The organism is Achromobacter deleyi (assembly GCF_013116765.2).
Taxonomy (GTDB): domain Bacteria; phylum Pseudomonadota; class Gammaproteobacteria; order Burkholderiales; family Burkholderiaceae_B; genus Achromobacter; species Achromobacter deleyi_A.
In genome coordinates, this window is sequence record NZ_CP074375.1 from 4,429,190 (window position 1) to 4,452,269 (window position 23,080).

The 23,080-nt window shown below is 67.8% G+C and carries 25 protein-coding genes; 12 read left to right on the top strand and 13 right to left on the bottom strand.

The window, feature by feature from the left end; all coding sequences use genetic code 11:
- Position 1: 1 nt before the first annotated feature.
- From HLG70_RS19915 to HLG70_RS19925, 3 genes are all read right to left on the bottom strand, one after another.
- Positions 2-667, bottom strand: coding sequence for a 3-oxoacid CoA-transferase subunit A (locus tag HLG70_RS19915; protein ID WP_171667403.1), 666 nt, complete (start codon positions 665-667; stop codon positions 2-4).
- Positions 668-1,636 (bottom strand): Bug family tripartite tricarboxylate transporter substrate binding protein, encoded by a 969-nt coding sequence (locus HLG70_RS19920; protein WP_171667404.1) that lies wholly within the window; start codon positions 1,634-1,636, stop codon positions 668-670.
- A 170-nt stretch (positions 1,637-1,806) separates the two neighbouring features.
- Positions 1,807-2,709: a LysR family transcriptional regulator gene (locus HLG70_RS19925; RefSeq protein ID WP_171667405.1), complete on the bottom strand. Its 903-nt coding sequence runs from the start codon at positions 2,707-2,709 to the stop codon at positions 1,807-1,809.
- Between the two features lie 98 nt (positions 2,710-2,807).
- Between HLG70_RS19925 and HLG70_RS19930 the strand changes: the two genes are divergently transcribed.
- Positions 2,808-3,605: an alpha/beta fold hydrolase gene (locus HLG70_RS19930; protein WP_171667406.1), complete on the top strand. Its 798-nt coding sequence runs from the start codon at positions 2,808-2,810 to the stop codon at positions 3,603-3,605.
- Between the two features lie 28 nt (positions 3,606-3,633).
- Here HLG70_RS19930 and HLG70_RS19935 read toward each other — a convergent pair whose 3' ends face one another.
- The gene (locus HLG70_RS19935) at positions 3,634-4,536 is read right to left on the bottom strand and encodes an NAD(P)/FAD-dependent oxidoreductase (RefSeq protein ID WP_171667407.1); all 903 of its coding nucleotides are present in this window, start codon (positions 4,534-4,536) and stop codon (positions 3,634-3,636) included.
- A gap of 124 nt (positions 4,537-4,660) precedes the next feature.
- Between HLG70_RS19935 and folB the strand changes: the two genes are divergently transcribed.
- Positions 4,661-5,020 carry a dihydroneopterin aldolase gene (gene folB, locus HLG70_RS19940; protein ID WP_057286296.1) on the top strand — a complete coding sequence of 120 codons (360 nt, stop codon included), beginning with the start codon at positions 4,661-4,663 and terminating at the stop codon, positions 5,018-5,020.
- A gap of 2 nt (positions 5,021-5,022) precedes the next feature.
- Positions 5,023-5,991: a tRNA 2-thiocytidine(32) synthetase TtcA gene (gene ttcA / locus HLG70_RS19945; protein WP_171667408.1), complete on the top strand. Its 969-nt coding sequence runs from the start codon at positions 5,023-5,025 to the stop codon at positions 5,989-5,991.
- A gap of 59 nt (positions 5,992-6,050) precedes the next feature.
- Here ttcA and HLG70_RS19950 read toward each other — a convergent pair whose 3' ends face one another.
- From HLG70_RS19950 to apaG, 5 genes are all read right to left on the bottom strand, one after another.
- Positions 6,051-7,007 (bottom strand): D-2-hydroxyacid dehydrogenase family protein, encoded by a 957-nt coding sequence (locus HLG70_RS19950; protein ID WP_171667409.1) that lies wholly within the window; start codon positions 7,005-7,007, stop codon positions 6,051-6,053.
- Between the two features lie 63 nt (positions 7,008-7,070).
- A complete protein-coding gene (locus HLG70_RS19955) occupies positions 7,071-7,859 on the bottom strand; it encodes a DsbC family protein (protein ID WP_171667410.1) in 789 nt (262 codons plus the stop codon).
- Between the two features lie 155 nt (positions 7,860-8,014).
- Complete coding sequence (locus HLG70_RS19960; RefSeq protein WP_171667411.1) at positions 8,015-9,184, bottom strand: UbiH/UbiF family hydroxylase; 1,170 nt, start codon at positions 9,182-9,184, stop codon at positions 8,015-8,017.
- Positions 9,181-10,482, bottom strand: a complete 1,302-nt coding sequence (gene mltA / locus HLG70_RS19965) for a murein transglycosylase A (RefSeq protein ID WP_171667412.1) — start codon at positions 10,480-10,482, stop codon at positions 9,181-9,183. Before mltA ends, HLG70_RS19960 begins: the two co-directional genes overlap by 4 nt.
- A gap of 39 nt (positions 10,483-10,521) precedes the next feature.
- A complete protein-coding gene (gene apaG / locus HLG70_RS19970) occupies positions 10,522-10,896 on the bottom strand; it encodes a Co2+/Mg2+ efflux protein ApaG (protein ID WP_039882644.1) in 375 nt (124 codons plus the stop codon).
- Positions 10,897-11,024: 128 nt separating this feature from the next.
- Between apaG and rpe the strand changes: the two genes are divergently transcribed.
- The 6 genes from rpe to trpC all read left to right on the top strand — a co-directional run bounded on the left by rpe (position 11,025) and on the right by trpC (position 16,718).
- Positions 11,025-11,753 (top strand): ribulose-phosphate 3-epimerase, encoded by a 729-nt coding sequence (gene rpe, locus HLG70_RS19975; RefSeq protein ID WP_171667413.1) that lies wholly within the window; start codon positions 11,025-11,027, stop codon positions 11,751-11,753.
- Between the two features lie 15 nt (positions 11,754-11,768).
- Positions 11,769-12,476: a phosphoglycolate phosphatase gene (locus tag HLG70_RS19980; protein WP_171667414.1), complete on the top strand. Its 708-nt coding sequence runs from the start codon at positions 11,769-11,771 to the stop codon at positions 12,474-12,476.
- Between the two features lie 264 nt (positions 12,477-12,740).
- Positions 12,741-14,261 carry an anthranilate synthase component I gene (gene trpE / locus HLG70_RS19985; RefSeq protein ID WP_171667415.1) on the top strand — a complete coding sequence of 507 codons (1,521 nt, stop codon included), beginning with the start codon at positions 12,741-12,743 and terminating at the stop codon, positions 14,259-14,261.
- A 61-nt stretch (positions 14,262-14,322) separates the two neighbouring features.
- Positions 14,323-14,889: an aminodeoxychorismate/anthranilate synthase component II gene (locus HLG70_RS19990; RefSeq protein ID WP_171667416.1), complete on the top strand. Its 567-nt coding sequence runs from the start codon at positions 14,323-14,325 to the stop codon at positions 14,887-14,889.
- A 12-nt stretch (positions 14,890-14,901) separates the two neighbouring features.
- Positions 14,902-15,933 (top strand): anthranilate phosphoribosyltransferase, encoded by a 1,032-nt coding sequence (gene trpD, locus HLG70_RS19995; protein WP_171667417.1) that lies wholly within the window; start codon positions 14,902-14,904, stop codon positions 15,931-15,933.
- Complete coding sequence (trpC, locus tag HLG70_RS20000; protein WP_171667418.1) at positions 15,930-16,718, top strand: indole-3-glycerol phosphate synthase TrpC; 789 nt, start codon at positions 15,930-15,932, stop codon at positions 16,716-16,718. Before trpD ends, trpC begins: the two co-directional genes overlap by 4 nt.
- Positions 16,719-16,731: 13 nt before the next feature.
- Here trpC and HLG70_RS20005 read toward each other — a convergent pair whose 3' ends face one another.
- Positions 16,732-18,600 carry a sigma-54-dependent Fis family transcriptional regulator gene (locus HLG70_RS20005; protein WP_171667419.1) on the bottom strand — a complete coding sequence of 623 codons (1,869 nt, stop codon included), beginning with the start codon at positions 18,598-18,600 and terminating at the stop codon, positions 16,732-16,734.
- Positions 18,601-18,884: 284 nt separating this feature from the next.
- Here HLG70_RS20005 and adh point away from each other — a divergent pair, with 284 nt between their 5' ends.
- Together adh and HLG70_RS20015 are read left to right on the top strand one after the other, a co-directional pair.
- The gene (gene adh, locus HLG70_RS20010; protein WP_171667420.1) at positions 18,885-20,414 is read left to right on the top strand and encodes an aldehyde dehydrogenase; all 1,530 of its coding nucleotides are present in this window, start codon (positions 18,885-18,887) and stop codon (positions 20,412-20,414) included.
- Positions 20,415-20,476: 62 nt separating this feature from the next.
- Positions 20,477-20,854 (top strand): DUF779 domain-containing protein, encoded by a 378-nt coding sequence (locus HLG70_RS20015; protein ID WP_171667421.1) that lies wholly within the window; start codon positions 20,477-20,479, stop codon positions 20,852-20,854.
- A 30-nt stretch (positions 20,855-20,884) separates the two neighbouring features.
- Here HLG70_RS20015 and HLG70_RS20020 read toward each other — a convergent pair whose 3' ends face one another.
- The 3 genes from HLG70_RS20020 to HLG70_RS20030 are packed head-to-tail and all read right to left on the bottom strand — an operon-like array spanning position 20,885 to position 21,989.
- Complete coding sequence (locus tag HLG70_RS20020) at positions 20,885-21,058, bottom strand: hypothetical protein (RefSeq protein WP_171667422.1); 174 nt, start codon at positions 21,056-21,058, stop codon at positions 20,885-20,887.
- 43 nt (positions 21,059-21,101) lie between these two features.
- Positions 21,102-21,752 carry a 2-hydroxychromene-2-carboxylate isomerase gene (locus HLG70_RS20025; protein WP_171667423.1) on the bottom strand — a complete coding sequence of 217 codons (651 nt, stop codon included), beginning with the start codon at positions 21,750-21,752 and terminating at the stop codon, positions 21,102-21,104.
- 27 nt (positions 21,753-21,779) lie between these two features.
- On the bottom strand, positions 21,780-21,989 hold the full coding sequence (locus HLG70_RS20030; protein WP_171667424.1) for a DUF2917 domain-containing protein: 210 nt from the start codon (positions 21,987-21,989) through the stop codon (positions 21,780-21,782).
- A 171-nt stretch (positions 21,990-22,160) separates the two neighbouring features.
- On the opposite strand from HLG70_RS20030, the gene HLG70_RS20035 reads away from it, so the two are divergent.
- Positions 22,161-23,078, top strand: coding sequence for a LysR substrate-binding domain-containing protein (locus HLG70_RS20035; protein WP_171667425.1), 918 nt, complete (start codon positions 22,161-22,163; stop codon positions 23,076-23,078).
- The last annotated feature ends 2 nt before the right edge of the window (positions 23,079-23,080 follow it).

Sequence of the window (23,080 nt, forward strand, 5' to 3'; positions counted from 1 at the left end):
GTCAGGCCTCCACCCGCACCACGGATTTCACGAAGATGCCTTGCGTCATGACCTGCTCGGGCGCGAAGCTGCCCAGCGGCACGACCTCGTCGACCTGCGCGATGGCGTGGCCCGCCGCCATGCACATCACCGGGTTGAAGTTGCGCGCCGCGTGCCGGTACATCAGGTTGCCCCAGCGGTCGCCCAGGTGCGCGCGGATCAGCGCGTAGTCGCCCTTGAGGGGATGCTCCAGCACGTAGCCCACGCCGTCGATGACTTCCTGGTGGCGGCCCCGCGCCAGTTCGGTGCCATAGCCCGTGGGCGTGTAGAAAGGTCCCAGGCCGGCGCCGGCCGCGCGCAGCCGTTCGGCCAGGGTGCCCTGGGGCACGCATTCCAGCTGCACCTCGCCGGCGCGAAAGGCGCGGGCGAAGGCCTCGGAATTGGGCGGGCGCGGATGCGAGCAGATGATCTTCCTGACCTGCTTGCGTATCAGGAGCGCGGCGATGCCGCGTTCGAAGGTGCCGGCGTTGTTGGAGATGATGGTCAGGTCGCGCCGCCCCGACTCCGCCAGGCATTGCAGCAATTCGTAGGGCACGCCCGCTTCGCCGAAGCCGCCCACCAGCACCGAGGCGCCGTCGGGGATCACCGCCACGGCCTCGGCCATGGATGCTTGTATCTTGTCGATCACTTATTGCTCCTGTGCGAGGCCCGCCGTGTCCACGATCTGTTTCCAGCGGGCGCGCTCCTGGTCGATGAAGGCGGCGAACTCCGCCGGCGTGTTGCCGCCGGCCTGTCCGCCCATGGCCTTGAAGCGTTCGCTGATGTCGGGGCTGCGCACCACGTCGCGGGTGGCGGCATAGAGCTTGTCGATGGCGTCGCGCGGCGTGCCGGCCGGCGCGACCAGGCCGAACCAGGCGGTGACCACCATGTCCTTCACGCCGGCCTCGGCCATGGTGGGCACGTCGGGCAGTTCGGCCAGGCGCCTGTCGCTGGTGACGGCCAGCGCGCGCAATTTGCCGGACTGGATGTAAGGCATGGAGCTGGGCAGGTTGTCGATCATGAAGGTGAACTGCTGGCCCAGCAGCGCGGCCACGGCGGGGCCGGCGCCCTTGTAGGGAATGTGGGTGCCGGGAATGCCTGCGCGCTGCTTGAAGAGTTCGGCCGACAGGTGCGGCGACTGGCCCGCGCCCGAACTGCCGAAGGACACCTTGGCCGGATCCTGCCTGGCCTGGGCCAGCAGGTCCGCCACCGAACGGGCGGAGGAGGCCTCGTTCACGACCAGCACGTTGGGCACCGAGATCACCAGGGTCACGGGCGCGAAGTCCGCGGGCTTGTAGGGCAGCGTCTTGTAGAGCGCATAGTTGATGGCGTTGGGGCCGATGTTGCCCATCAGCAGCGTGTAGCCGTCGGGCTTGGCGCGCGCCAGCGCCTGGGCGCCGATAATGCCGGCGGCGCCCGCGCGGTTTTCCACGATGACCTGCTGGCCCAGCCTGGCGGACAGCTTGTCCGCGATCAGCCGCGCCGAGATATCGGTCGTGCCGCCGGGCGCGGCCGGAATGATGAGGGTGATGGGCCGTTCAGGCCAGGCCGCCAGCGCCGGACTCGCGATGGCAAAGGCCATCGCGCCGGCGGCCAGCCAGCGATGCGCACACGTCATGCTTGTCTCCTGCGTGATCATTGATTGATCAACTTGTGAGCATGAGTGTGGGCGCGGCGCGGACAAATGCCTATTCTGGAATCTGGAGGTGTGGCTTCGCCTGAGCTTAAGAGCTTGGGCGTCCGCCCCGGCCGCCCCGGCCTTCGTCCCTCTCTTCCCGCGCCGGCGGTTCAGCGCGTTTGAATTTCGCCGGACGCGTCCTGAAGGTGCTGCCACAGGCGGGTCAGGACGGGGCCTTGCGGCCGGTCGCCGCGCCGCGCCGCCACCAGTTCCTCGGTGCTGCCGGGCAGATGGCGGCTGGCGATGGACCGCAGCCGCCCGTCGCGCAATTCTTCTTCGACCAGGAAGCGCGGCAGATGCCCCCATCCCATCCCCTGCAGGATGATTTCTTTCTTCATGAGCTGGTCCGGCACGGTGCACTGCGGCGCGCCTTCGATCATGAAATAGTCGCGCGCCGGCGTGTGGCGGGCGGTGTCGCGCATGACGCACTGCGTGTAGTCGCGCAGCGCGCGCGGCCTGGCTGCCCGCGCGAGGGGCTCGGGGAGATAGCCCGGGGCCGCCACCGGGATGAACGACACCTTGGCCAGATCCAGCCATTCAATGCGCGGATCGCGCTTGTCCACGCGGTGCAGGATCAGGTCCGCGTCGCCATCCAGCAATCGCTCTTCGGGTCCCCCTACCGCCTCGAAATGCAGGTGCAGGCGCGTGGCCGGACACTGCGCGAAGAAGCGGCCGAGCAGCCCCAGTATTTCCGGGCGCGGGCAGAAGTCGCCCACCACCACGTGCAGCTCGCTTTCCTCGCCCATCGCCAGTTGCGCGGCATGGGTGCGCAAGCCTTCGAGTTCGCGCAGCAGCGCTTGCGCGCGGTGGTGAAACGAGGTCCCGGCCGGCGTGAGCCGCACGCGGTAGCCGCCACGGTCCAGCAGCGCCAGGCCAAGCTGGCGCTCCAGCTTGGCGACGGCGGCAAACACCGCCGGATGGGAGCGGTGCAGTGCGGCGGCAGCGGCCTGGAAGCCGCCGCCGCGCACCACGGCGTCAAAGCACTGCAAGTCATGCAGGGTGAATTCGCTCATGTCAGCTTTTCCGACAAAGACTGTGCGAACTTTGTAATTTTTTCTGCAAGGCGACGCAACTACGCTGTGAGCCTCCCTCCACACAAGGAAGCTCCATCATGCCGAGCCCCTCATTTTTCACCACCGGCGACGGCGTACGCATCGCCTACCGGTTCGACGGCGACGCCGGTCTGCCCGTGCTGGTCCTGTCGAATTCCATCGGCACCACGCTGCACATGTGGGACGCGCAGATACCCGCCCTGTCCCGCGCTTTCCGCGTGCTGCGCTACGACACGCGCGGGCACGGCGCATCCGGCGTGCCCGCCGGCGCGTACTCGCTGGACCGTCTTGGCCGCGATGTCATCGAACTCATGGATGGCCTGGGCATCGGCCGCGCGCACTTCCTGGGCCTGTCGCTGGGCGGCATGATCGGGCAATGGCTGGGCGTGCATGCGCCCGACCGCGTCGACCGCCTGATCCTGGCCCATACCTCGGCCTATCTGGGTCCCGCGCCGCAATGGGACGAACGCATCGCCGCCACGCTGCAGGCACCCGACATGGCGGACACCGCCGCGATGTTCCTGGGCAACTGGTTCCCGGCGCCCATGCTGCAAGCGGGCGGGCCCGTCATTGACGCGTTCCGCGCCATGCTGCTGGCCACCGACCCGCAGGGCCTGGCGGGCGCGTTCGCGGCGGTGCGCGACATGGACCTGCGCCGCACGATCGCGCTGATCCCGCGGCCCACGCTGGTGATCGCCGGCCGCGACGACACGGTGACGGCCGCCAGCCACGGCGAACTCATCGCGGCGACGGTGCGGGGCGCCGAGCTGCGGGTACTTCCGGCCGTGCATCTGTCGAATATCGAACGTCCCGGCGAGTTCCTGGACGCGGTGCTGACTTTCCTGGCGCCGCGCTGACGGCGCGCTTCAAGGACGCCGCGGGCGCCTAATCCCCCGCCCGCTCCCAGCGCCGCTGGATCGCCTTGGCCGCCACCACCCCGTCCGCCATCGACGTCACCACGCAGGGATGCATGCGGTGCGCCACCTCTCCCACGGCGTAGATGTCGGGCACGCTGGTCTCGGCGGTGGCGAAATCGGTGCGGATGTATCCGCGCTCATCGCGGTCCAGCCGCAGGCCGTCGGCGAAGGCGGCCTGGGGTTCCCAGCCGTAGAAGACCAGGATCAGGTCGTACTGCTGGCCGTCCACGCTGCGGGTGGCCGGATCCACCTTGTACGGGCCGATGCGCACGCCTTCCCGGCCGGCGCGCGTCACCCATTGCTGCTGGGCGCGGACACTGCGGGCGTAGAGATGGACGGCGCGCGCGCCCCGGTTGCGCACATAGACGTAGTTTTCGAAGGCGTTGTCGCCCCCGCCCAGGACCGCCACGGACAGGCCCGAATAGTCCTGCGCCACGATGGGCGAACCCGGGCCGATCAGCACGCCGGGCCACGATGCGCCCGGCGGATGATCCGGCAGCCCTTTGGCGCGCACCCCGGAGGCGATGACCAGCGTGCGGGCCCGCACCTGGGCCTCGTCCCCGGCCCGGCCCGTAAGCGTGGCTTCGATCCCGCCCTTGCAGGGCCGGACCGCGGTCACGCGGGTTTCCAGGCGCAAGGGCACGCCGGCCGCGCGCACGCTGGTGTCGATGTTGGCCGCCACCTGCTGGCCGGTCACGCCGGGCAACACGGCGATCCAGTCGTCGGCGAACGGATTGTCATTGCCCAGGCCGCCCAGGCGGGCGCTGGCCTCGACCAGCAGCGGGGACAGGCCCAGGCGCGCCAGCCAGAGGGCGCAGGAGGCGCCGGCCGGGCCGCCGCCTACAATGACCGAATCGTGCATCTGTTGCATTTCACCCCTTATTGGACTGCGCCGGCGCCTCGCGGGCGCCCGGACATGGCCGGATTGTAGCCAGCGCGCCACCCCAGTCCCGCCGTCGCCTTACAATTCCGGCTATTCCACCCAGGTTTTCATCATGCCCACTCGCCGCATCATTCTTTCCGGGCTTGCGCTCGACGCCCGCATCGGCATCCTCGAGCACGAGCGCCGCGCCACCCAGCCCCTGCATGTCGACGCCGACTTCGACGTGGACATCCAGCGCTCGGTCGACGACCACGACATCCACAGCGTCCTGGACTATCGCCGCCTGCGCGAGGCCATCGTCGAAGAATGCACGCAAGCGCATGTGAACCTGATCGAGACCCTGTCCGAGCAGGTCGCCGCGCGCCTGCTGGCGGACTTCCAGGAAATCCGCTCGTTGCGCCTGCGCATCAGCAAGCCCATGGCCTTCTCCGACTGTGCGGCGGTAGGCGTGGAAATCCAGATCACCCGCTGACCATGAACGATATCGCTCCCCCTGGCGTGCAATGGCGCACGCCCGCCGACGAAAAGGCGCGCCACGAAGCCAACAAGCTCACCAAGCGCCTGGCGCGCGAGACCACCCGCGCCCTGTCCGACTACAACATGATCGAAGAAGGCGACCGCGTGATGGTCTGCCTGTCGGGCGGCAAGGATTCGTATGCAATGCTGGACATCCTGCTCCAGCTGCAAAAGCGCGCGCCGTTCCGGTTCGAGCTGATCGCGGTCAACCTGGACCAGAAGCAGCCCGGCTTTCCCGACCACATCCTGCCGCAGTATCTGAAAGAGCTGGGCGTGCCCTTCCACATCGAGACGCAGGACACGTACTCCATCGTCACGCGCGTGCTGGAAGAGGGCAAGACCATGTGCTCGCTCTGTTCGCGCCTGCGCCGCGGCATCCTGTACCGCGTCGCGTCCGAGCTGGGCGCCACCAAGATCGCGTTGGGCCATCACCGCGACGACATCCTGGGCACGTTCTTCCTGAACCTGTTCTACGGCGGCAAGGCCAAGGGCATGCCGCCCAAGCTGGTGTCCGACGACGGCCGCCACACGGTGATCCGCCCGCTGGCCTACATCGCCGAAACCGACCTGATCGCCTATGCGGAACTGAAGCAGTTCCCCATCATTCCCTGCAATCTCTGCGGCTCGCAAGAGAACCTGAAGCGCAAGGAAGTAGGCCGCATGATCAAGGAATGGGACAAGCAGCACCCGGGCCGTTCGTGGAACGTGTTCAATGCGCTGTCGCGCGTGGTGCCGTCGCACCTGATGGACCGGGACCTGTTCGACTTCGTCGGCCTCAAGCCCACCGGCGTGCCGGACGTCAACGGCGACACGGCGTTTGACGCGGTCGATCCCGACGAGGACGCCGGCGAGGCCTGCGGCGACACGCCGGAAGCCCTGGAGCCGGGCGCCATCATCGAAAAGAAGGTGATGTTCTCGCGCGGCTGAGGACGTCGACTGCAAAAAGGGGCTGCGCATGCAGCCCCTTTTTTTGCAGGAAAGCCGTATCAGGCGTTCAGCACGCGGATCGCCGTGCCCGCCTTCCACGCCTTCACCGCTTCCAGCGCGTTCTGGTAGAACGCCTCGAAGTTCTCGCGGCTCACATAGCCCAGGTGTGGCGTCAGAATCACGTTGTCCAGGTCGCGCACCGTGTCGGTCGGCGACAGGGGCTCCTCGGGGTACACGTCCAGGCCGGCGCCCGCGATGCGGAACTTGACCAGCGCGTCCATCAGCGCCTCGTGGTCGACCAGGCCGGCGCGCGACGTGTTCACGAGGAAGGCGGTGGGCTTCATGGCGGCCAGCGCCGTGGCGTCCACCACATGCCGGCTGCGATCGGACAGGATCAGGTGCAGGCTCACGACGTCCGAGGTGGCAAAGAACTCGTGCTTGTCCACACGCTTCACCCCGGCGGCTTGCGCACGCTCGTCGGTCAGGTTGGGGCTCCAGGCCACCACGTCCATGCCGAAGGCCAGGCCGACCTTGGCGACCGCCGCGCCCAGCTTGCCCAGGCCCAGCACGCCCAGGCGCTTGCCCGCCAGCGGTTCGGGCATGGCCGTCTGCCACATGCCGCGGCGCATGGCCGCGTCTTCGGTAGGCAGGTGCTTGAACAGGCCCAGGATATGCGCCCAGGCCAGTTCGGCCGTGGCGGTGTTGGCGTCGGCGCTGCCGGGCGCGCCGCACACGACGATGCCCTGCTCGGAGCAGGCCTGCATGTCGATGGCGTTGTTGCGCATGCCCGTGGTGACCAGCAGGCGCAGCCGGGGCAGCGCCCGGATGCGCGCAGCGGGAAACGGCGTGCGTTCGCGCATGGCGACAATCACGTCGAAGGGCTCAAGCGAGGCCTCGACCTGTTCGTCGGGAATGAAGTTGTTGAAGATCTGCACCTCGGCGTCACCGCCCAGCGAGGTCCAATCCGCATAGCGCCGGGCTACGTCGTGGTAATCGTCGAGTATTGCGATTTTCAAGTGTTGTCTCCGGGTGGGTGGCGCCAGTCGCGCCAGCCACCCGGCCGGCGCGACTGGCGCCGGTCAGTTCAAACGGGCTTTGAGTTGGTCCAGGGGCAGCGCGCCGCTGATGCGCGAGCCGTCGGCAAAGAACAGGGTCGGCGTGCCGCGCACCATCAGTTGCTGGCCCAGGGCCAACAGCTTGTCCTCGGGCACGTCGCAATTGGCCGTGGCGGGCTTCTGGCCGCGCAGCATCCAGTCGTCCCAGGCCTTGCCCGGATCCTTGGCGCACCACACGTCGCGCACCTTCACCTTGGAATCAGGGGACAGGATGGGATAGAGGAAGGTATAGACAGTAAGGTTGTCCACGCTTTCGAGGGTCTTGCGCAACTGCTTGCAGTACCCGCAGTTGGGATCTTCGAAGATCGCGACCTTGCGCGAGCCGTCGCCCTTGACCTGCTTGATGGCCAGGTCCAGCGGCAGCTGGTCGAAGGTGACGGCGCTGAGCTTTTCCTGGGATTCGCGGGTGACGTCGCGGCGCGTCATGGCGTCTATCAGCGGGCCTTCCATGACCCAGGTAACCCCTTCGTCGGTGTAGATCAGGTCCATGCCCAGCTGCACTTCGAACAGGCCGTAGGGCGTGCGGCGCACCGTGGTGACGTCCATGCCGGTGAAACGCTGCTGGAAGCGATCCCGGACGGCGGCGGACACGGGATCCAGCTCGGTGGTGGAGACGCTTTTTTCCCCCTTGGCCGGCTGCCCCACGGATTGCGTGGAAACGGACTTGCTGCCCTGGGCCGCGGCGTAGCCGGACAGGCCCAGGCCGGCGGCCAGGAAACAAGCCGCCAAGGTGGCGGATATGCGGAATTTCATCAGTACTCCTGTACTTGTCTATCGTGTTCTTTGGTGGAAAGCGTAACCGATCCGGGCGCGGGGCCAGAGGTACCGGCAAGGCGCAAGCGAGGGCGGCCTTGTCTATCAGACGCCCCGCCACCCCCAAGGTTCCACCCGGACCCGCGAGGGCGTCCCTAGTTGGCGGACGCCCCGGCGATGAGGCGGCGCTTGATCAGCGGCGCCCGCTCGACCCAATGCATGCCGGCGTTGCGCAGCCAGACCAGCGGCGTGGCCCGCGATCCGAACAGCTTGTGCAGGCCGTCGGTGGCCAGGCGCATGGCCAGCACCGGCTCGGCCCGCGCCCGCTGATAGCGGTGCAGGACGCGCAGGTCGCCGGCCTCGCGGTAGGGCTCGCGCCCGGCGACGGTACGGGCCAGCGCCTCGACATCGCCCAGCCCCAGGTTCAGGCCCTGCCCCGCCAGCGGATGCAGGCGGTGCGCCGCGTCCCCGGCCAGCGCAATACCGGGAGCCACCATCTGGGCGCGCTCCAGCGTCAGCGGGAAGCCATGCAGCTTGCTGCGGACCCTCAGGCGGCCCAGGCGGCCCTCGGCGGCCTCGGCCAGCAACGTTTCCAGCTTGGTCGCCTGCTCTTGCGGCGGCAGCGCCAGCAATGCCTGGGCATGCTCGCTGCGCATGGACCAGACCATGGAAACCTGCGGCCCGTCCACGGTGTCGGGCAGCGGCAGCAAGGCCAGCACGCCGTCGTCGCGGAACCACTGGAAGGCGGTGCCCTGATGCGGGAGTTCCGCATCCAGATGCACCACCAGGCCCGTGTCGTCATAGGACACGGATTCATGCTTCAACCCGGCCGCCGTACGCAGCGGGGACGCCGCGCCGTCGGCGCCCACGAACAGTTCGGCCTGGATGCGGGCGCCGCTTTCGGTGTCTATGGCGCCGCTCTGGTAGCCCGTGCAGCGGTCTTCCAGCCAGGGAATGCCGAACATGCGCACGGCCTGGATCAGCACCCGCTCGATCTCGCCGGACTCCACGATCCAGGCCAGCTGCGGCAACGCGGCCTGCCAGGCGTTCAGGTTCACCTGCCCGTCGGCATCGCCATGGATCTCCATGGCCTGGACCGGCATCAGCCGGGTAGCGGGCATCGCGTCCCACACTCCCAGACCGGCCAGAAAGCGCTGGCTGGCGGGCGAGATGGCGTAGACCCGCGGGTGATAGTGGTCGGGATCGGCCGCCGGCACGGACGCGCGCGGCGCCAGCACGGCGACGCGCTGGCCGCGCCGGGCCAATGCCAGCGCGGTGGACAGGCCGACGATGCCGGCCCCGCAAACTACGATCTGATGGCTCATCTTGCGGAAGGCTCCCCGGCTTGTTTGGGCCACAGCACCCACATCTGGCCGCGCTGTTTCATGCGGCCGGCCTGCTGGCCGGCTTCCTCGCCGTAACCCCAGTAGAAGTCGGCGCGCGCGGCGCCCCGGATGGCCGTGCCCGTGTCCTGGGCGAACACCAGGCGCTGCAGCGGCCGGTCGGAGGCCGGGAAGGTCGTGGCCAGGTACACCGGCGTGCCCAGCGGCACGAAGGTCGCGTCCACCGCCACCGAGCGCTTGGGCGCCAGCGGAATGGCGTACGCGCCCTTGGGGCCCTGCTCCGGATCGATCACCGGCTCTTCGCGGAAGAACACCACGGCCGGGTTGGCGTTGAGCATTTCCTGGACGCGCTTGGGATTGCGCTGCGCCCAGGCCCGGATGTTCTGCATGGACGCCTGGTCGGCGGTCAACTCGCCGCGGTCGATCAGCCAGCGGCCGATGGACACGTAGGGCTGGCCGTTGTGGTCGGCGTACGCCACGCGGATGGTCTTGCCGGCATCGGGGCCGTCGGTCAGCTGCACGCGCCCCGACCCCTGCACCTGCAGGAAGAAGTTGTCCACGGGGTCGTCCACCCACACCACCACGGGCGGCCGGCGGCCGGACGATTCGATGGAGGCGCGGGTGTCATAGGGCACCACGCGCTTGCCGTCCAGCTTGCCGCGCACGCGTTTGCCGGCCAGGTCCGGGTAGATCGACCCCAGGTCGATCGTCAGCAGATCCGCGGGCACCGCGTACAGCGGCCATTGGTAGGCGCCGCCCTGGCGGCGCGATCCGCGCACCAGGGGTTCGTAATAGCCCGTCACCGTATTGGCGGCCGGCTTGCCGTCGGCGGCGTTCAGGCGCCAGGGCTGCAGATACGTCTGCAGGAAGCGGCGCACGCTCTCGCCGTCGCCGGCGGCCGGCGCCCGGGACGGATCCACGGCGGCGGCGCAGACCGGCTGCCAGGCGCGCGGCGCGGCGCGCGCGGGCGCGGCCAGGTTGCCGCTGGTCGGCCGCATCAAGCCCTTGCAATTGCGCAGGAACAGGGGCCAGAACTGGGACAGGTCGTCGGTGGTCCAGCCAGGCATCTCGGCCCAGGTCCCGGGCTTGAATTTGCCAGCCAGGCTGCGCGGCGCGGTGTCGGGCAGCGCCGACAGTGACGGCACCACGAGCGGGCCGTCGGCCGCGGGCGCGCGCAAGCCGGGGGTGCCGGGCTGGCCGGACTCAGGGGGAATCTCCGTGGGGGTGGAGCATGCCGCCAGCAGGACCGACAGCACGGACAGACTAAGAATGCGCTTCATGAGCAAATGGAAAAACGTGCAACGGATGGCCGGACCATTTCAGTGCAGGGTGCGCGGCATGGCCAGGACGAATTCGGATATCGGCACTTCGAACGGGATTCCGTTCTCGCCGACGCAGTGGTAGGTGCCGCGCATCGTGCCCACGGGAGTGGGCAAGGGACAGCCGCTGGTGTATTCGAAGGTTTCGCCGGGCGCCAGCAGGGGCTGCTGCCCCACGATGCCCAGCCCGCGCACTTCCTGCACGCGCTGGTTGCCGTCGGTGATGATCCAGTGGCGGCTGATCACCTGGGCGGGATGTTCGCCGGTATTGGTGATGCGAACGGTGTAGGCGAACACGAATTGCTGCTCGCCGGGATCGGACTGTTCGGGCACGAAGCGCGGAGAGACGGAGACGCTCAGGTCGTAAGGTTTCACAGTCCTTCCCTGTGTGGCTGCACGCGGGGGGCCGGATACCGGCGCCCACGCTTGAAAGACGCAGTTCTCGGACCCGCAGGACCGGGCCATTCCCGATACCGCGCCTCAAACTGCAATAATGGCACATTATGCCCTCCTCGACCCCGAACATCATGTCTACCCAACCGGCCTCCACCCGCATCACCCCCAGCATCCTGTCGGCTGACTTCGCCCGCCTGGGCGAGGAAGTCCGCAACGTCGTCGCCGCGGGCGCCGACTGGATCCACGTAGACGTGATGGACAACCACTATGTCCCCAACCTGACGATCGGCCCGATGGTGTGCGCGGCGATCCGCCCCCACGTCGAAGTGCCCATCGACGTGCACCTCATGGTCGAACCGGTCGACGCGCTGGTTCCCATGTTCGCCAGCGCGGGCGCCAACTACATCAGCTTCCACCCGGACGCCAGCCGCCACGTGGACCGCACGTTGTCCCTGATCCGCGAGAACGGCTGCAAGGCAGGCCTGGTCTTCAATCCCGCCACCCCGCTGTCCTACATGGACTACGTGATGGACAAGATCGACCTGGTCCTGATCATGTCGGTGAACCCGGGCTTTGGCGGCCAGAGCTTCATCCCCGGCGCGCTGACCAAGCTGCGCGAGGCCCGCGCCAAGATCGACGCCTGGATGCAGGCCGGCGGCCAGGAAATCGTTCTGCAGGTGGACGGCGGCGTCAAGATCGACAACATCGCCGAAATCCGGGCCGCGGGCGCCGACACTTTCGTGGCCGGCTCCGCCATCTTCGGCAAGCCCGACTACGCCGGCATCATCAAGTCCATGCGCGAACAGATCGCCATTGGCGAAACCACCGCCATCTAAGGCCAGGAAACCGACATGAACGCCTTTCGCGCCGCGCTGCTGGACCTGGACGGAACCCTCCTCGACTCCATACCCGACCTGGCCTTTGCGGCCAACGCCATGCGCGTGGAGCTGGGCATGACCGCGCTGCGCGAAGACGTGGTGGCCACCTTCGTGGGCAAGGGCGTGGACAACCTGGTGCGCCGCAGCCTGGCCGGCAGCCTGGACGCCGCCGATCCCACGCCCGCCGAGTTCGACCGCGCCCGCGAGGCCTTCTACCGCCACTACCACCTGGTCAATGGCGAGCGCGCCCAGGTGTACCCCGGCGTCATCGATGGCTTGAAGCTCATGCGCGACCAGGGCCTGAAGCTGGCGGTGGTCACCAACAAGCCCACTGAATTCACGCTGCCGCTGCTGCAGCGCACGGGCCTGGCGGGCTTTTTCGACGCCGTGGTCTGCGGCGACACCTGCGCGCGCCGCAAGCCCGATCCCGACCAGGTGCTGCATGCCTGCGACCTGGTGGGCGTGGCGCCCGGCGAAGCCGTGACCATCGGCGATTCCATCAATGACGCGCAGGCCGGCCGCAGCGCCGGCACGCAGGTCCTGGTGGTGCCTTACGGCTACAACGAAGGACGCGACGTGCGCGAGCTGGATGTCGATGGTATAGTTGACACGCTTGTTGACGCCGCCCAGTGGGTTGCGCTCTGGAATCAAAACCAGAACGCGGCAAAAGTCTCTGCTTGATGCACCACCCCTGATCGGCTCCACGAATTCAATACTGAACACAGATCAATGAACGTTTCCATCCAGAACCAAATGCTCGGCGCCTCGTGGCGCTGGTGGCGTTTGTCTTCCGGGTGGCGATGATTCCCTTCCCGGCCCTAGACGCGACTAAAGCCGCCTAGCGCCGACACTGTGTAAACAGCGCCCAGCCCGGAACCAGTTACCTGGACCGGGCTTTTTGTTGCGCACCCGGTCCGAAAGCAAACACCGCTTACGAGACCCGACATGACCGAAATCGAATTCAAGGCCCTTGCGGCACAAGGCTACAACCGCATCCCGCTGGTGGCCGAGACCTACGCCGACCTGGACACCCCGCTGGGCATCTACCTGAAACTGGCGCATGCGGGCCCCCTGGCGGGCCGCATGACCTGCCTGATGGAATCGGTCGTGGGCGGCGAGCGCTTCGGCCGCTATTCCTTCATCGGCCTGCCCGCGCGCACGGTGATCCGCGCCAGCGGCACCCGCACCGAAGTGCTGCACGACGGCAAGGTCGCCGAAACCCACGACGGCGACCCGCTGGCCTTCATCGAGCAGTACCAGAGCCGCTTCAAGGTGGCGCTGCGCCCGGGCATGCCGCGTTTCTGCGGCGGCCTGGCCGGCTACTTCGGCTACGACACGGTGCGCCACATCGAGCCCTGCCTGGGTCCGGCGGTCAAGCCCTTCCCGGCCGGCATGGAAGGCGGCACGCCCGACCTGATGCTGATGCACGTGGATGAGCTGGTCATCGTGGACAACCTGGCCGGACGCATCTACCTGATGGTCTACGCGGACCCGAGCCAGCCCGAGTCCTACAGCCGCGCCCAGCAGCGCCTGACCGATCTGCGCACCCGCCTGCGACGCCCCGTGGAAATTCCCTACAGTCACGCCAGCATGCAGACCGACGAGCGGCGCGACTTCAAGAAAGAGGACTACCTGGCGGCCGTCCTGCGCGCCAAGGAACACATCGCCGCCGGCGACCTGATGCAGGTGCAGATCGGCCAGGTCATCGCCAAGCCCTTCCGCGACTCCCCCCTCTCCCTCTACCGCGCCCTGCGGTCGCTCAACCCCTCCCCCTACATGTACTTCTGGAACTTCGGCGACTTCCAGGTCGTGGGCGCGTCGCCCGAGATCCTGGTGCGCCAGGAGCGCGTGGTGGAAAACGGCGAGCCCAAGTCGCAGATCACCATCCGCCCGCTGGCCGGCACCCGCAAGCGCGGCGGCACCCCCGAGGAAGACGCGGCGCTTGCCGCCGAGCTGAAGGCCGACCCCAAGGAAGTGGCCGAACACGTCATGCTGATCGACCTGGCGCGCAATGACGTCGGCCGCGTCGCCCAGGTGGGTTCGGTGAAGGTCAGCGACACCATGGTCATCGAGCGCTATTCGCACGTGATGCACCTGGTGTCCAACGTCACGGGCACCTTGAACCCCGGCATGAGCAGCATGGACGTGCTGCGCGCCTCGTTCCCCGCCGGCACGCTCACGGGCGCGCCCAAGGTCGAGGCCATGAAGATCATCGACGAGCTCGAACCCGTGCGCCGCGGCATCTACGGCGGCGCGGCCGGCTACCTGAGCTACGGCGGCGAGATGGACGTGGCGATCGCCATCCGCACCGGCGTCATCAAGGACGGCACGCTGTATGTGCAGGCCGCCGCCGGCATCGTCGCCGACTCCAATCCCGAAGCCGAATGGGCCGAAACGGAAGCCAAGGCCCGCGCGGTGCTGCGCGCGGCCGAACAGGTGCAGCACGGCCTGGACGAACCCATCTGAGACCGGCGACGACGCCCCGACCTATCGCCCGGGCCGCAGGACGGCCCGTCAGGAGAAAAAAATGCTGTTGATGATCGACAACTACGACTCTTTTACCTACAACCTGGTCCAGTACTTCGGCGAACTGGGTGAAGATGTCCGCGTGGCCCGCAACGACCAGATCACGCTGGAAGAGATCGCCGCGCTGAACCCCGACCGTATCTGCGTGTCGCCCGGCCCCTGCTTCCCCGCCGAAGCGGGCATCTCCGTGCCCGTGATCCAGGCATATGCCGGCAAGAAGCCCATCCTGGGCGTATGCCTGGGCCATCAGGCCATCGGCGCGGCCTTTGGCGGCGATATCGTGCGCGCGCAGCAGATCATGCACGGCAAGACCGTCCAGATCTCGCACACCGGCACCGACATCTTCTCCGGCCTGCCCACGCCTTACACTGTCATCCGCTACAACTCGCTGACCATCGATCCGGCCACCCTGCCGGAGTGCCTGGCGGTCACCGCGACGGCGCCGGATGGCGACATCATGGGGGTGCGCCACAAGACCCTGCCTCTGTACGGGGTACAGTTCCACCCCGAATCCGTGCTGAGCGAGCATGGCCACGCCCTGCTGCGCAATTTCCTGAACCTCGCCTAAGAAGGACGCATCGTGACGATTTCCCCCACCGAAGCGCTGACGCGCTGCATTGAACACCGCGAAATTTTCCACGACGAAATGCTGCACCTGATGCGCATGCTGATGCGCGGCGAGATGTCGCCGCAGATCGCCAGCTCGCTGCTGATGGGCCTGCGCGTGAAGAAAGAGACCATCGGCGAGATCACCGCGGCGGCACAGGTCATGCGCGAATTCGCCACCCCCGTGGTCACGCCCAACCCCCAGGATCTGCTGGACATGTGCGGCACGGGCGGCGACGGCAGCCACACGTTCAATATCTCGACCACCGCCATGTTCGTGGCGGCGGCGGCAGGCGTGCCCATCGCCAAGCACGGCAACCGCAGCGCCTCGTCGTCCAGCGGCAGCGCCGACGTGCTGGAAGCACTGGGCGCCAACCTGGTGCTGACGCCCGAGCAGGTGGCCGAGTGCATCCAGGCGACCGGCATCGGCTTCATGTTCGCGCCCGCCCATCACGGCGCCATGAAAAACGTGGCCGCGATCCGCAAGGAGCTGGCCGTCCGCACGATCTTCAACATCCTCGGCCCGCTGACCAACCCGGCCGGCGCCGCCAACCAGCTGATGGGCGTGTTCCACCCCGACCTCGTCGGCATCCAGGTGCGCGTGCTTGAACGCCTGGGCTCGCGCCATGTGCTGGTGGTGCACGGCAAGGACGGCATGGACGAGGCGTCGCTGGGCGGCGCCACCATGGTGGGCGAACTCAAGGACGGCCAGATCCGCGAGTATGAAATCCATCCCGAGGACTACGGGCTATCCATGATGTCCAACCGGAGCATCAAGGTGTCCAATCGCGAACAGTCGCGCGAGCTTGTCATCGAGGCGCTGGACAATGTCGAGGGCGCCGCCCGCGACATCGTCGCGCTCAACGCCGGGCTCGCCATCTATGCCGGCAACAAAGCCGATTCCATTCCCGAAGCCTTAGCGCTAGCATTTGAACTAATTTCCAACGGCGCGGCGCGAGCCAAGCTGGAAGAATTCTGCGCATATACCCGGACATTCCAGAAATGAACGATATTCTCGCGAAGATCCTCGCCGTCAAGGTCGAGGAAGTCGCCGCCGCTCGCCAGATGCGCAGCGAAGCCGAAGTCCTGCGCGAAGCGCAGGCGCGCCAGGACGTGCGCGGCTTTGCCCAGGCCATCGAAGACAAGATCTCGCAAGGCAAGGCCGGCGTCATCGCTGAAATCAAGAAAGCCTCTCCCTCCAAGGGCGTGATACGCGACACCTTCGCCCCCGCCGAGATCGCATCGACCTACGCCGTGCACGGCGCGGCCTGCCTGTCCGTGCTGACCGACGTGCAGTTCTTCCAGGGCTCGCACGACCACCTGCGCCAGGCCCGCGCCGCGTGCTCGCTGCCGGTCCTGCGCAAGGACTTCGTGATTGACCCCTACCAGATCATCGCCGCGCGCGCGATGGGCGCGGACTGCGTGCTGCTGATCGTGGCCGCGCTGAGCCCCTCGCAACTGCGGGACTACGAAACGCTGGCGATCGAGCTGGGCATGGACGTGCTGGTGGAAGTCCATGACGCCCAGGAACTGGAGGTGGCGCTGACGCTCAAGACGCCGCTGCTGGGCATCAACAACCGCAACCTGCGCACGTTCGAAACCAGCCTTCAGACCACGCTGGACCTGCTGCCCGGCATCCCCGCGGGCAAGCGCGTCGTGACCGAAAGCGGCATCCTCAAGCCGGACGACGTCAAGCTGATGCGCGAGCACAAGGTCGACGCCTTCCTGGTGGGCGAAGCCTTCATGCGCGCCAAGGACCCGGGCGCGGAGCTCGCGCGCCTGATCGGCTGAACAGGGCAGGCCGTCAGCGCTGCCTGGCCACAAGACCCAGCGCCGCGGCCCGCCGGTACACCGTGCTGCGGTGCACGCCCAGGGCGCGCGCCGCGCGGCTGACATTGCCGTCATTCGCGGCCAGCGTGTCGCGGATCGCGGCGTCCGTCATCAACTGCAGATTGGCCGGATCGCTGCCCAAGGGCGGCGGGACCGCTGCCGCGCCGCGAATGTCCGCGGGCAGCATGTCCGCGTCCACCCTGCCCGCCGGCCCGGCCAGCACATGCAAGGTGCGCAGGACCGCGACCAGCTGGCGGTAATTGCCGGGCCACGGATAGGCGGCCAGGATCGCTTCGATGGCAGGCGGTAACGCCGGGCCCTCGCCCTGCGCGGCCCATAGATTGCGCAGCAGGGCCAGGCGGTCCGGGCGCGCGCGCAGCGGCTCCAGGGTGACGGTGTACTCGGCTATCCGGAAATACAGATCGGGGCGCACGGGCGCGTCGGGCCCTTCGTGGGCCAGCGGGCGATGGGTTGCGCACACCAGCGTGAAATCCACCGCGACGGGCCGCGCCGCGCCCAGCGGCGAGACCTCGCGCGTCTGGAGCACGCGCAGCAACCGCGACTGCAGCAGCAAGGGCATGTCGCCGATCTCGTCCAGGAACAGCACGCCGCCGTGCGCCTGGCGCAACAGCCCTTTGCTGCCCTGCCGGCGCGCGCCGGTGAAGGCTCCGTCCTCGTAGCCGAACAGTTCGGATTCGATCAGGCTTTCGGGCAAGGCGGCGCAATTGACCGCCACGAACGGTCCGGAGGCCCGCTTGCCGCGCGCATGCATCTGCCGCGCGAACACTTCCTTGCCCACGCCCGTCTCGCCCTGCAGCAGGATCGACACGCCCGCGTCCGACAGGTGCACCGCGCGCGCCAGGGCGCCCATCGTGGCGGCATCAAAGCAGGGAGCCGCCGGCCGGGCCACAGGCAGCGCAGGCGCCAGCGGCGCTTGCGGCGCACGGGCGCGAGGCCAGCGCAGGCGTGCGTGATACACCGCGCCCAGGCGCGTCTGCACCCTGCCCGCCGCGTCCGGGCAGCGCTCGATGTCGCCGTCGAACACATCCCCGTAGCGGTATACGCCCAAGGCGGTCGAGGCCAGCCCGAGCGCATGCAGGGCGCGGCGGTTGGCGCCGACCAGCAGGTCGCCCTGGAAGGCCAGCAGGGCCTCGCCCGGCGAGCCCAGCCCGGAATGGTCCGCGTGCAGCCGCAAGACGGCGCTCTGCTCATAAGCCTGTTCGAACAACTGGTGTTCGATCCGGTCCACGGCCTCGCGCACCAGCTCCAGCACATCGGGGCGGATGTCACGGGCCTGGCTGGACAGGTCCAGCACGCCCAGCGTGCGGCCCTCGCTGTCGGTGATGGGCACGGCTGCGCAGGTCAGGATGCGGTTGGGCTCGAAATAGTGTTCTGCGCCATGCACGGCGATGGGCCGGCCCTCGATCAGCGCGGTGCCGATGGCGTTGGTGCCGGCGGCAGCCTCGTCCCAGGGCGCGCCCGGCATCAGCGCCACGCGCGACGCGCGGTGCGCAAAGCCCGTGTCGCCACCGGAATCCAGCACCAGGCCTTGCGCGTCCGACAGGATCACCAGGTTGCCGCTGCCGCCGGCCTGGCGGCGCAGAAAGGACATGGCCGGTTCGGACATCCGGCGCAGCGCCTCGTTGCGCTGCTGCGCCTCTCGCAGTTCGCCCTGCGTCATGAGTTCGGCGCGGCGCACGCCGCGCATGTCGAAGCCCAGGTCGGCACAGCGGCGCCAGGAGCGCAGGATGGGCTCGGCGACCATGCCGCCGGGCACCACGCCCTGCTGGTTGAACAGCAGGCGCGCTTGCGTCAGCGCGTGCCGACGGGAATGAGTGGCCATGCATGTCTCCTAGGACAGGCGTTCTGCGACACCTGTTCCGCGACAATGTCGCAAAAAGCGACGGGAAATACCCCCACGCCGCACCCGCTGCGCGGGCTTGCTGCCCCCCGAGGGGGCTGCTTTGCCTTGGGCCAGCGCCCTCCTGCCCGCCTACCCGCAAATCGAAATCTACTTTCGCACGCGAGGCGCGGGCTGTCCAGCGGGGATGCCCCGACTGGCACGCCTCTTGCTTGATACAGGACAGGCAGCCGACTGCCGCCATCCCAACCATATCGGAGACAAGCATGGATATCGCGACCCGCGTTACCCCTGAAACCTATGGCACGCGCCTGGATCTCAAGACGCAGTACGACAACTTCATCGACGGAAAGTGGCAGAAGCCGGCGGACGGCGAGTACTTCGACAACGTCACCCCGGTGACCGGCCAGACCCTGACGCGCAACGCCCGGTCCAAGGAACGCGACATCGACCTGGCGCTGGATGCCGCGCACCGCGCCGCGCCGAAATGGGGTTCGACCCCGGCTGCCCAACGCGCCCGCATGCTGATGCAGATCGCGGACGTGATGGAAGCCAACCTGGAACGCCTGGCCACGGCGGAAACCTGGGACAACGGCAAACCCATCCGCGAAGCCCGCGCCGCCGACATCCCGCTGGCGATCGACCACTTCCGCTACTTCGCCTCGTGCATCCGCAGCCAGGAAGGCGGGCTGTCCGAGATCGACCACGACATGGTGGCCTATCACTTCAATGAACCGCTGGGCGTGGTCGGCCAGATCATCCCGTGGAACTTCCCCATCCTGATGGCCGCGTGGAAGCTCGCGCCGGCGCTGGCGGCCGGCAACTGCGTGGTGCTCAAGCCCGCCGAACAGACGCCGCTGGGCATCCTGCTGCTGATGGAACTGATCGGCGACATCCTGCCCCCGGGCGTGGTGAACGTGGTGACCGGCTTTGGCCTGGAAGCCGGCAAGCCGCTGGCCTCCAGCAAGCGGATCGCCAAGATCGCCTTCACCGGTGAAACCACCACCGGCCGGCTCATCATGCAGTACGCCTCGCAGAACATCATCCCGGTCACCCTGGAGCTGGGCGGCAAGTCCCCCAACATCTTCTTTGCGGACGTGGGCGCGCAGGACGACGACTTCCTGGACAAGGCCGTCGAGGGCTTCGTCATGTTCGCGCTGAACCAGGGTGAAGTGTGCACCTGCCCCAGCCGCGCGCTGATCCAGGAATCCCTCTACGACAAGTTCATGGAGCGCGCCCTGAAGCGCGTGGCGGAAATCAAGCAGGGCAATCCGCTGGACGCGGACACCATGCTGGGCGCCCAGGCGTCCACCGAGCAGCTGGAAAAGATCCTGTCCTACCTGGACATCGGCAAGCAGGAAGGCGCGGACGTCCTGGCCGGCGGATCCCGGGCCCAGCTGCAAGGCGCGCTGGAAGGCGGCTACTACGTGCAGCCCACGGTGTTCAAAGGCCACAACAAGATGCGCGTGTTCCAGGAGGAAATCTTCGGGCCGGTGGTGGCGGTGACCACGTTCAAGGACGCCGATGACGCGCTCGCGCTCGCCAACGACACGCTCTACGGTTTGGGCGCGGGCGTATGGTCGCGCGACGCCAACACCTGCTACCGGATGGGACGCGCCATCAAGGCCGGCCGCGTGTGGACCAACTGCTATCACGCCTACCCGGCGCACGCGGCGTTTGGCGGCTACAAGCAATCCGGCATCGGACGCGAGAACCACAAGATGATGCTCAATCACTACCAGCAAACCAAGAACCTGCTGGTGAGCTATTCGCCGAAGAAGCTGGGTTTCTTCTGATCGCTCTTACGGGGCAACCTAGCGCGCCGGGCCTGCCCGGCGCGCCTGCCAGGAATTCGGCTATGCCAGAGCACACGCCACGCGTGGTCGCGACCGACGAGGCGCGCCACCTGATCGATACCTTGCGCGCCAAGCACGGCCCGCTGATGTTCCACCAGTCCGGCGGCTGCTGCGACGGCAGCTCGCCCATGTGCTATGCGCTGGGCGAGTTCATGGTGGGCGGCTCGGACGTGCTGCTGGGCGAACTGGAAGGCTGCCCGTTCTACATGGGCGAGGACCAGTTCGCGTACTGGGAGCACAACCAGCTGATCATCGACGCCGTGCCGGGACGCGGCGGCGCCTTTTCGCTGGACAGCGCCGAAGGCAGGCGCTTCCTGCTGCGGTCGCGCCTTTACTCCGACGAGGAGTGGGCGAACGTCGCGCCGGTGACGAAAGGGTGAACGCCGCAAGCGCCAGGAGCCAGCCTCAAGTCACCCGCGCCTGGCGCGGTCCACCGGCTTCGGACGGCTGTCGTCCTGCGCGTCGGCGCGATCCGCCTGGATCCACTGGAAGGACACCCGCCGGATGCGGGCGGCGCGGAATTGCGTGAACGAGCGGCCGCCCGGCATGGGCGCGCCGCGATAGGCGCTGCTTGCGTTTTTCATTGCTGATGGTGCGTTGACGAGAAAACTTGCGATGCAGTAGCGATCAGGCGCGGGAGGCCGGCGCCCAGGCGCTGGCGGGCGCGACGCGGCGCGTCCAGTCCAGCGCGTCTTCCAGGCGGTCATTGCCCCAGAACATTTCGCCATCCACAAAAAAGGTAGGTGCGCCGAACAGGCCCAGGTTGCGCGCGCGGTCCACCTGGCGGCGCAGCGCTTCCTTGGCGGCTTCGGACTTGCCGCGGGCGATCAGCGCGTCGGCATCCAGCGACAGACTGGTCAGCAGCTCATGCACGACGTCTTCGGCCTGGATGTCCAGATCGTGCTGGAAATTGGCCCGGAACACCGCCAGGCAGAATTCGCGGCCCCAGGGCTCATCCTGGCCCAATAGCGCGATGCGCGCCGGCAGCACGCTCATGCGCGGGAACAGGCGCGGGCGGTTGTAGACCACGCCGTACTTCTCGGCCAGACGGGCGATGTCGCGCATCATGTAGGCGCCCTTGCCTGGAAAGAGCCGGAACGGCGTGTCGTTCCATCCCTGGGCCTGGAAGATCGGGCCCAACAGGAAAGGCCGCAGATCGACCCGCACGCCAGCCGCTTGCGCAAGGCCGTCGATACGCTCGATCGCCAGGTAGCTGTAGGGGCTGGCGAAATCGAACCACATTTCGATGCGGGGCGAATCGGGCAAGGACGCGGTCATCACAGAACTCCGGGTGGCCTGCAAGGGCTAGGAAAGTAGCGCGACCTGCGCATCCGGCAGGCCGCTGATGACGACATCGCGATTGCTGCCGACGGTCAGGGATTCACCGGCTTGAAGCACGCTGTCATCCAGGCGGCGGTATTCGGATATCCACAAGGTGCCGGCGTGACACACGATGCGGACGCCGGAAGCGCGCTTGAGCAGCATAGTCGACCCGCCGGCCAAACGGAATGACATTCCCGCAGTGCAACATAACTGGATCATGGCGTACCCCCTGGCCGCAGCGGCGGCTATCGCGGCGGATGGCCGGAATTTGCGTTCCCGTCACCCATCGTCTGAGTCATATTGGACGCCTCGTCGTACTATTGCTCAAGCGACATTTCCGTCCGATACGCATGAGTTTTACGAATGCCATACCCGCTGGCGAAACTTCCGCCGCTTGATCTCGTCCGGGGCTTTGTCGCCGTCGGCCGCCGCATGAGCATCACGCTGGCCGCGCAAGACCTCCACGTGACGCAGTCGGCCGTCAGCCGCCAGATCCGGGCGCTGGAAGCGCACCTGGGCGTGCCCTTGCTGGTGCGCGGGTTCCGCAGCGTGTCGTTCACCTCCGAAGGCGCGCAGCTGTTCCGCATGGCCGATGTCTGGCTGAGCCAGCTAGGCGACCTGACCGAACAGCTGCGTGCGCCCGAGAGGCGCACGCCCGTCACCGTCACCACCACCATCGGCGTGGCCTCGCTGTGGCTGCTGCCGCGGCTGGGGGACTTCCAGGCGGCCCATCCGCATATCGACGTGCGCGTGGCCGCCGACAACCGGCTCATCGACATCGACCGCGAAGCCGTGGACATCGCCATCCGCTACAGCGTGCGCGACACCGTGCCGGACGGCGCCGTCTGGCTATTCGGGGAAGCGGTGGTGCCGGTGGCCCACCCGTCGCTCAAGGCGCGCGCACTCGACACGCGCGAACTCCAGCGCCATGTGCTGCTGGAATTCGACGACCCGACGCGCCCGTGGCTGCAGTGGTCGGAATGGCTGAACGCGCGCGGCCTGGGCCGCGTGCGCGCCAAGGGCATGCTGCGCTTTAACCAGTACGACCAGATCGTGCATGCCGCCCTGGCGGGCCACGGCATCGCACTGGGCAGGCTGGCGCTGATCGCTCCCATGCTGGCGGACAAGCGGCTGGAGATCGTCGGAGACCAGGCGGCCAGCGCCACCGAGCATGCCTATTGGCTGGTGCGCAACGCGCGCCGCAGCACGCCGGACGCGGACGTCGTCACGCAATGGCTCGTCGAGCAGGCGGCAGGCACCGCGCGCGACCTGACCGCCTGAGG

What these genes read in the sequence shown, in the direction of transcription:
- HLG70_RS19920 (WP_171667404.1), bottom strand. Translation starts at nt 1,636, where the DNA reads ATGACGTGTGCGCATCGCTGGCTGGCCGCCGGCGCGATGGCCTTTGCC.
- HLG70_RS19925 (WP_171667405.1), bottom strand. Translation starts at nt 2,709, where the DNA reads ATGAGCGAATTCACCCTGCATGACTTGCAGTGCTTTGACGCCGTGGTG.
- HLG70_RS19930 (WP_171667406.1), top strand. Translation starts at nt 2,808, where the DNA reads ATGCCGAGCCCCTCATTTTTCACCACCGGCGACGGCGTACGCATCGCC.
- HLG70_RS19935 (WP_171667407.1), bottom strand. Translation starts at nt 4,536, where the DNA reads ATGCAACAGATGCACGATTCGGTCATTGTAGGCGGCGGCCCGGCCGGC.
- folB (WP_057286296.1), top strand. Translation starts at nt 4,661, where the DNA reads ATGCCCACTCGCCGCATCATTCTTTCCGGGCTTGCGCTCGACGCCCGC.
- ttcA (WP_171667408.1), top strand. Translation starts at nt 5,023, where the DNA reads ATGAACGATATCGCTCCCCCTGGCGTGCAATGGCGCACGCCCGCCGAC.
- HLG70_RS19955 (WP_171667410.1), bottom strand. Translation starts at nt 7,859, where the DNA reads ATGAAATTCCGCATATCCGCCACCTTGGCGGCTTGTTTCCTGGCCGCC.
- HLG70_RS19960 (WP_171667411.1), bottom strand. Translation starts at nt 9,184, where the DNA reads ATGAGCCATCAGATCGTAGTTTGCGGGGCCGGCATCGTCGGCCTGTCC.
- mltA (WP_171667412.1), bottom strand. Translation starts at nt 10,482, where the DNA reads ATGAAGCGCATTCTTAGTCTGTCCGTGCTGTCGGTCCTGCTGGCGGCA.
- rpe (WP_171667413.1), top strand. Translation starts at nt 11,025, where the DNA reads ATGCCCTCCTCGACCCCGAACATCATGTCTACCCAACCGGCCTCCACC.
- HLG70_RS19980 (WP_171667414.1), top strand. Translation starts at nt 11,769, where the DNA reads ATGAACGCCTTTCGCGCCGCGCTGCTGGACCTGGACGGAACCCTCCTC.
- trpE (WP_171667415.1), top strand. Translation starts at nt 12,741, where the DNA reads ATGACCGAAATCGAATTCAAGGCCCTTGCGGCACAAGGCTACAACCGC.
- HLG70_RS19990 (WP_171667416.1), top strand. Translation starts at nt 14,323, where the DNA reads ATGCTGTTGATGATCGACAACTACGACTCTTTTACCTACAACCTGGTC.
- trpC (WP_171667418.1), top strand. Translation starts at nt 15,930, where the DNA reads ATGAACGATATTCTCGCGAAGATCCTCGCCGTCAAGGTCGAGGAAGTC.
- HLG70_RS20005 (WP_171667419.1), bottom strand. Translation starts at nt 18,600, where the DNA reads ATGGCCACTCATTCCCGTCGGCACGCGCTGACGCAAGCGCGCCTGCTG.
- adh (WP_171667420.1), top strand. Translation starts at nt 18,885, where the DNA reads ATGGATATCGCGACCCGCGTTACCCCTGAAACCTATGGCACGCGCCTG.
- HLG70_RS20015 (WP_171667421.1), top strand. Translation starts at nt 20,477, where the DNA reads ATGCCAGAGCACACGCCACGCGTGGTCGCGACCGACGAGGCGCGCCAC.
- HLG70_RS20020 (WP_171667422.1), bottom strand. Translation starts at nt 21,058, where the DNA reads ATGAAAAACGCAAGCAGCGCCTATCGCGGCGCGCCCATGCCGGGCGGC.
- HLG70_RS20025 (WP_171667423.1), bottom strand. Translation starts at nt 21,752, where the DNA reads ATGACCGCGTCCTTGCCCGATTCGCCCCGCATCGAAATGTGGTTCGAT.
- HLG70_RS20030 (WP_171667424.1), bottom strand. Translation starts at nt 21,989, where the DNA reads ATGTCATTCCGTTTGGCCGGCGGGTCGACTATGCTGCTCAAGCGCGCT.
- HLG70_RS20035 (WP_171667425.1), top strand. Translation starts at nt 22,161, where the DNA reads ATGCCATACCCGCTGGCGAAACTTCCGCCGCTTGATCTCGTCCGGGGC.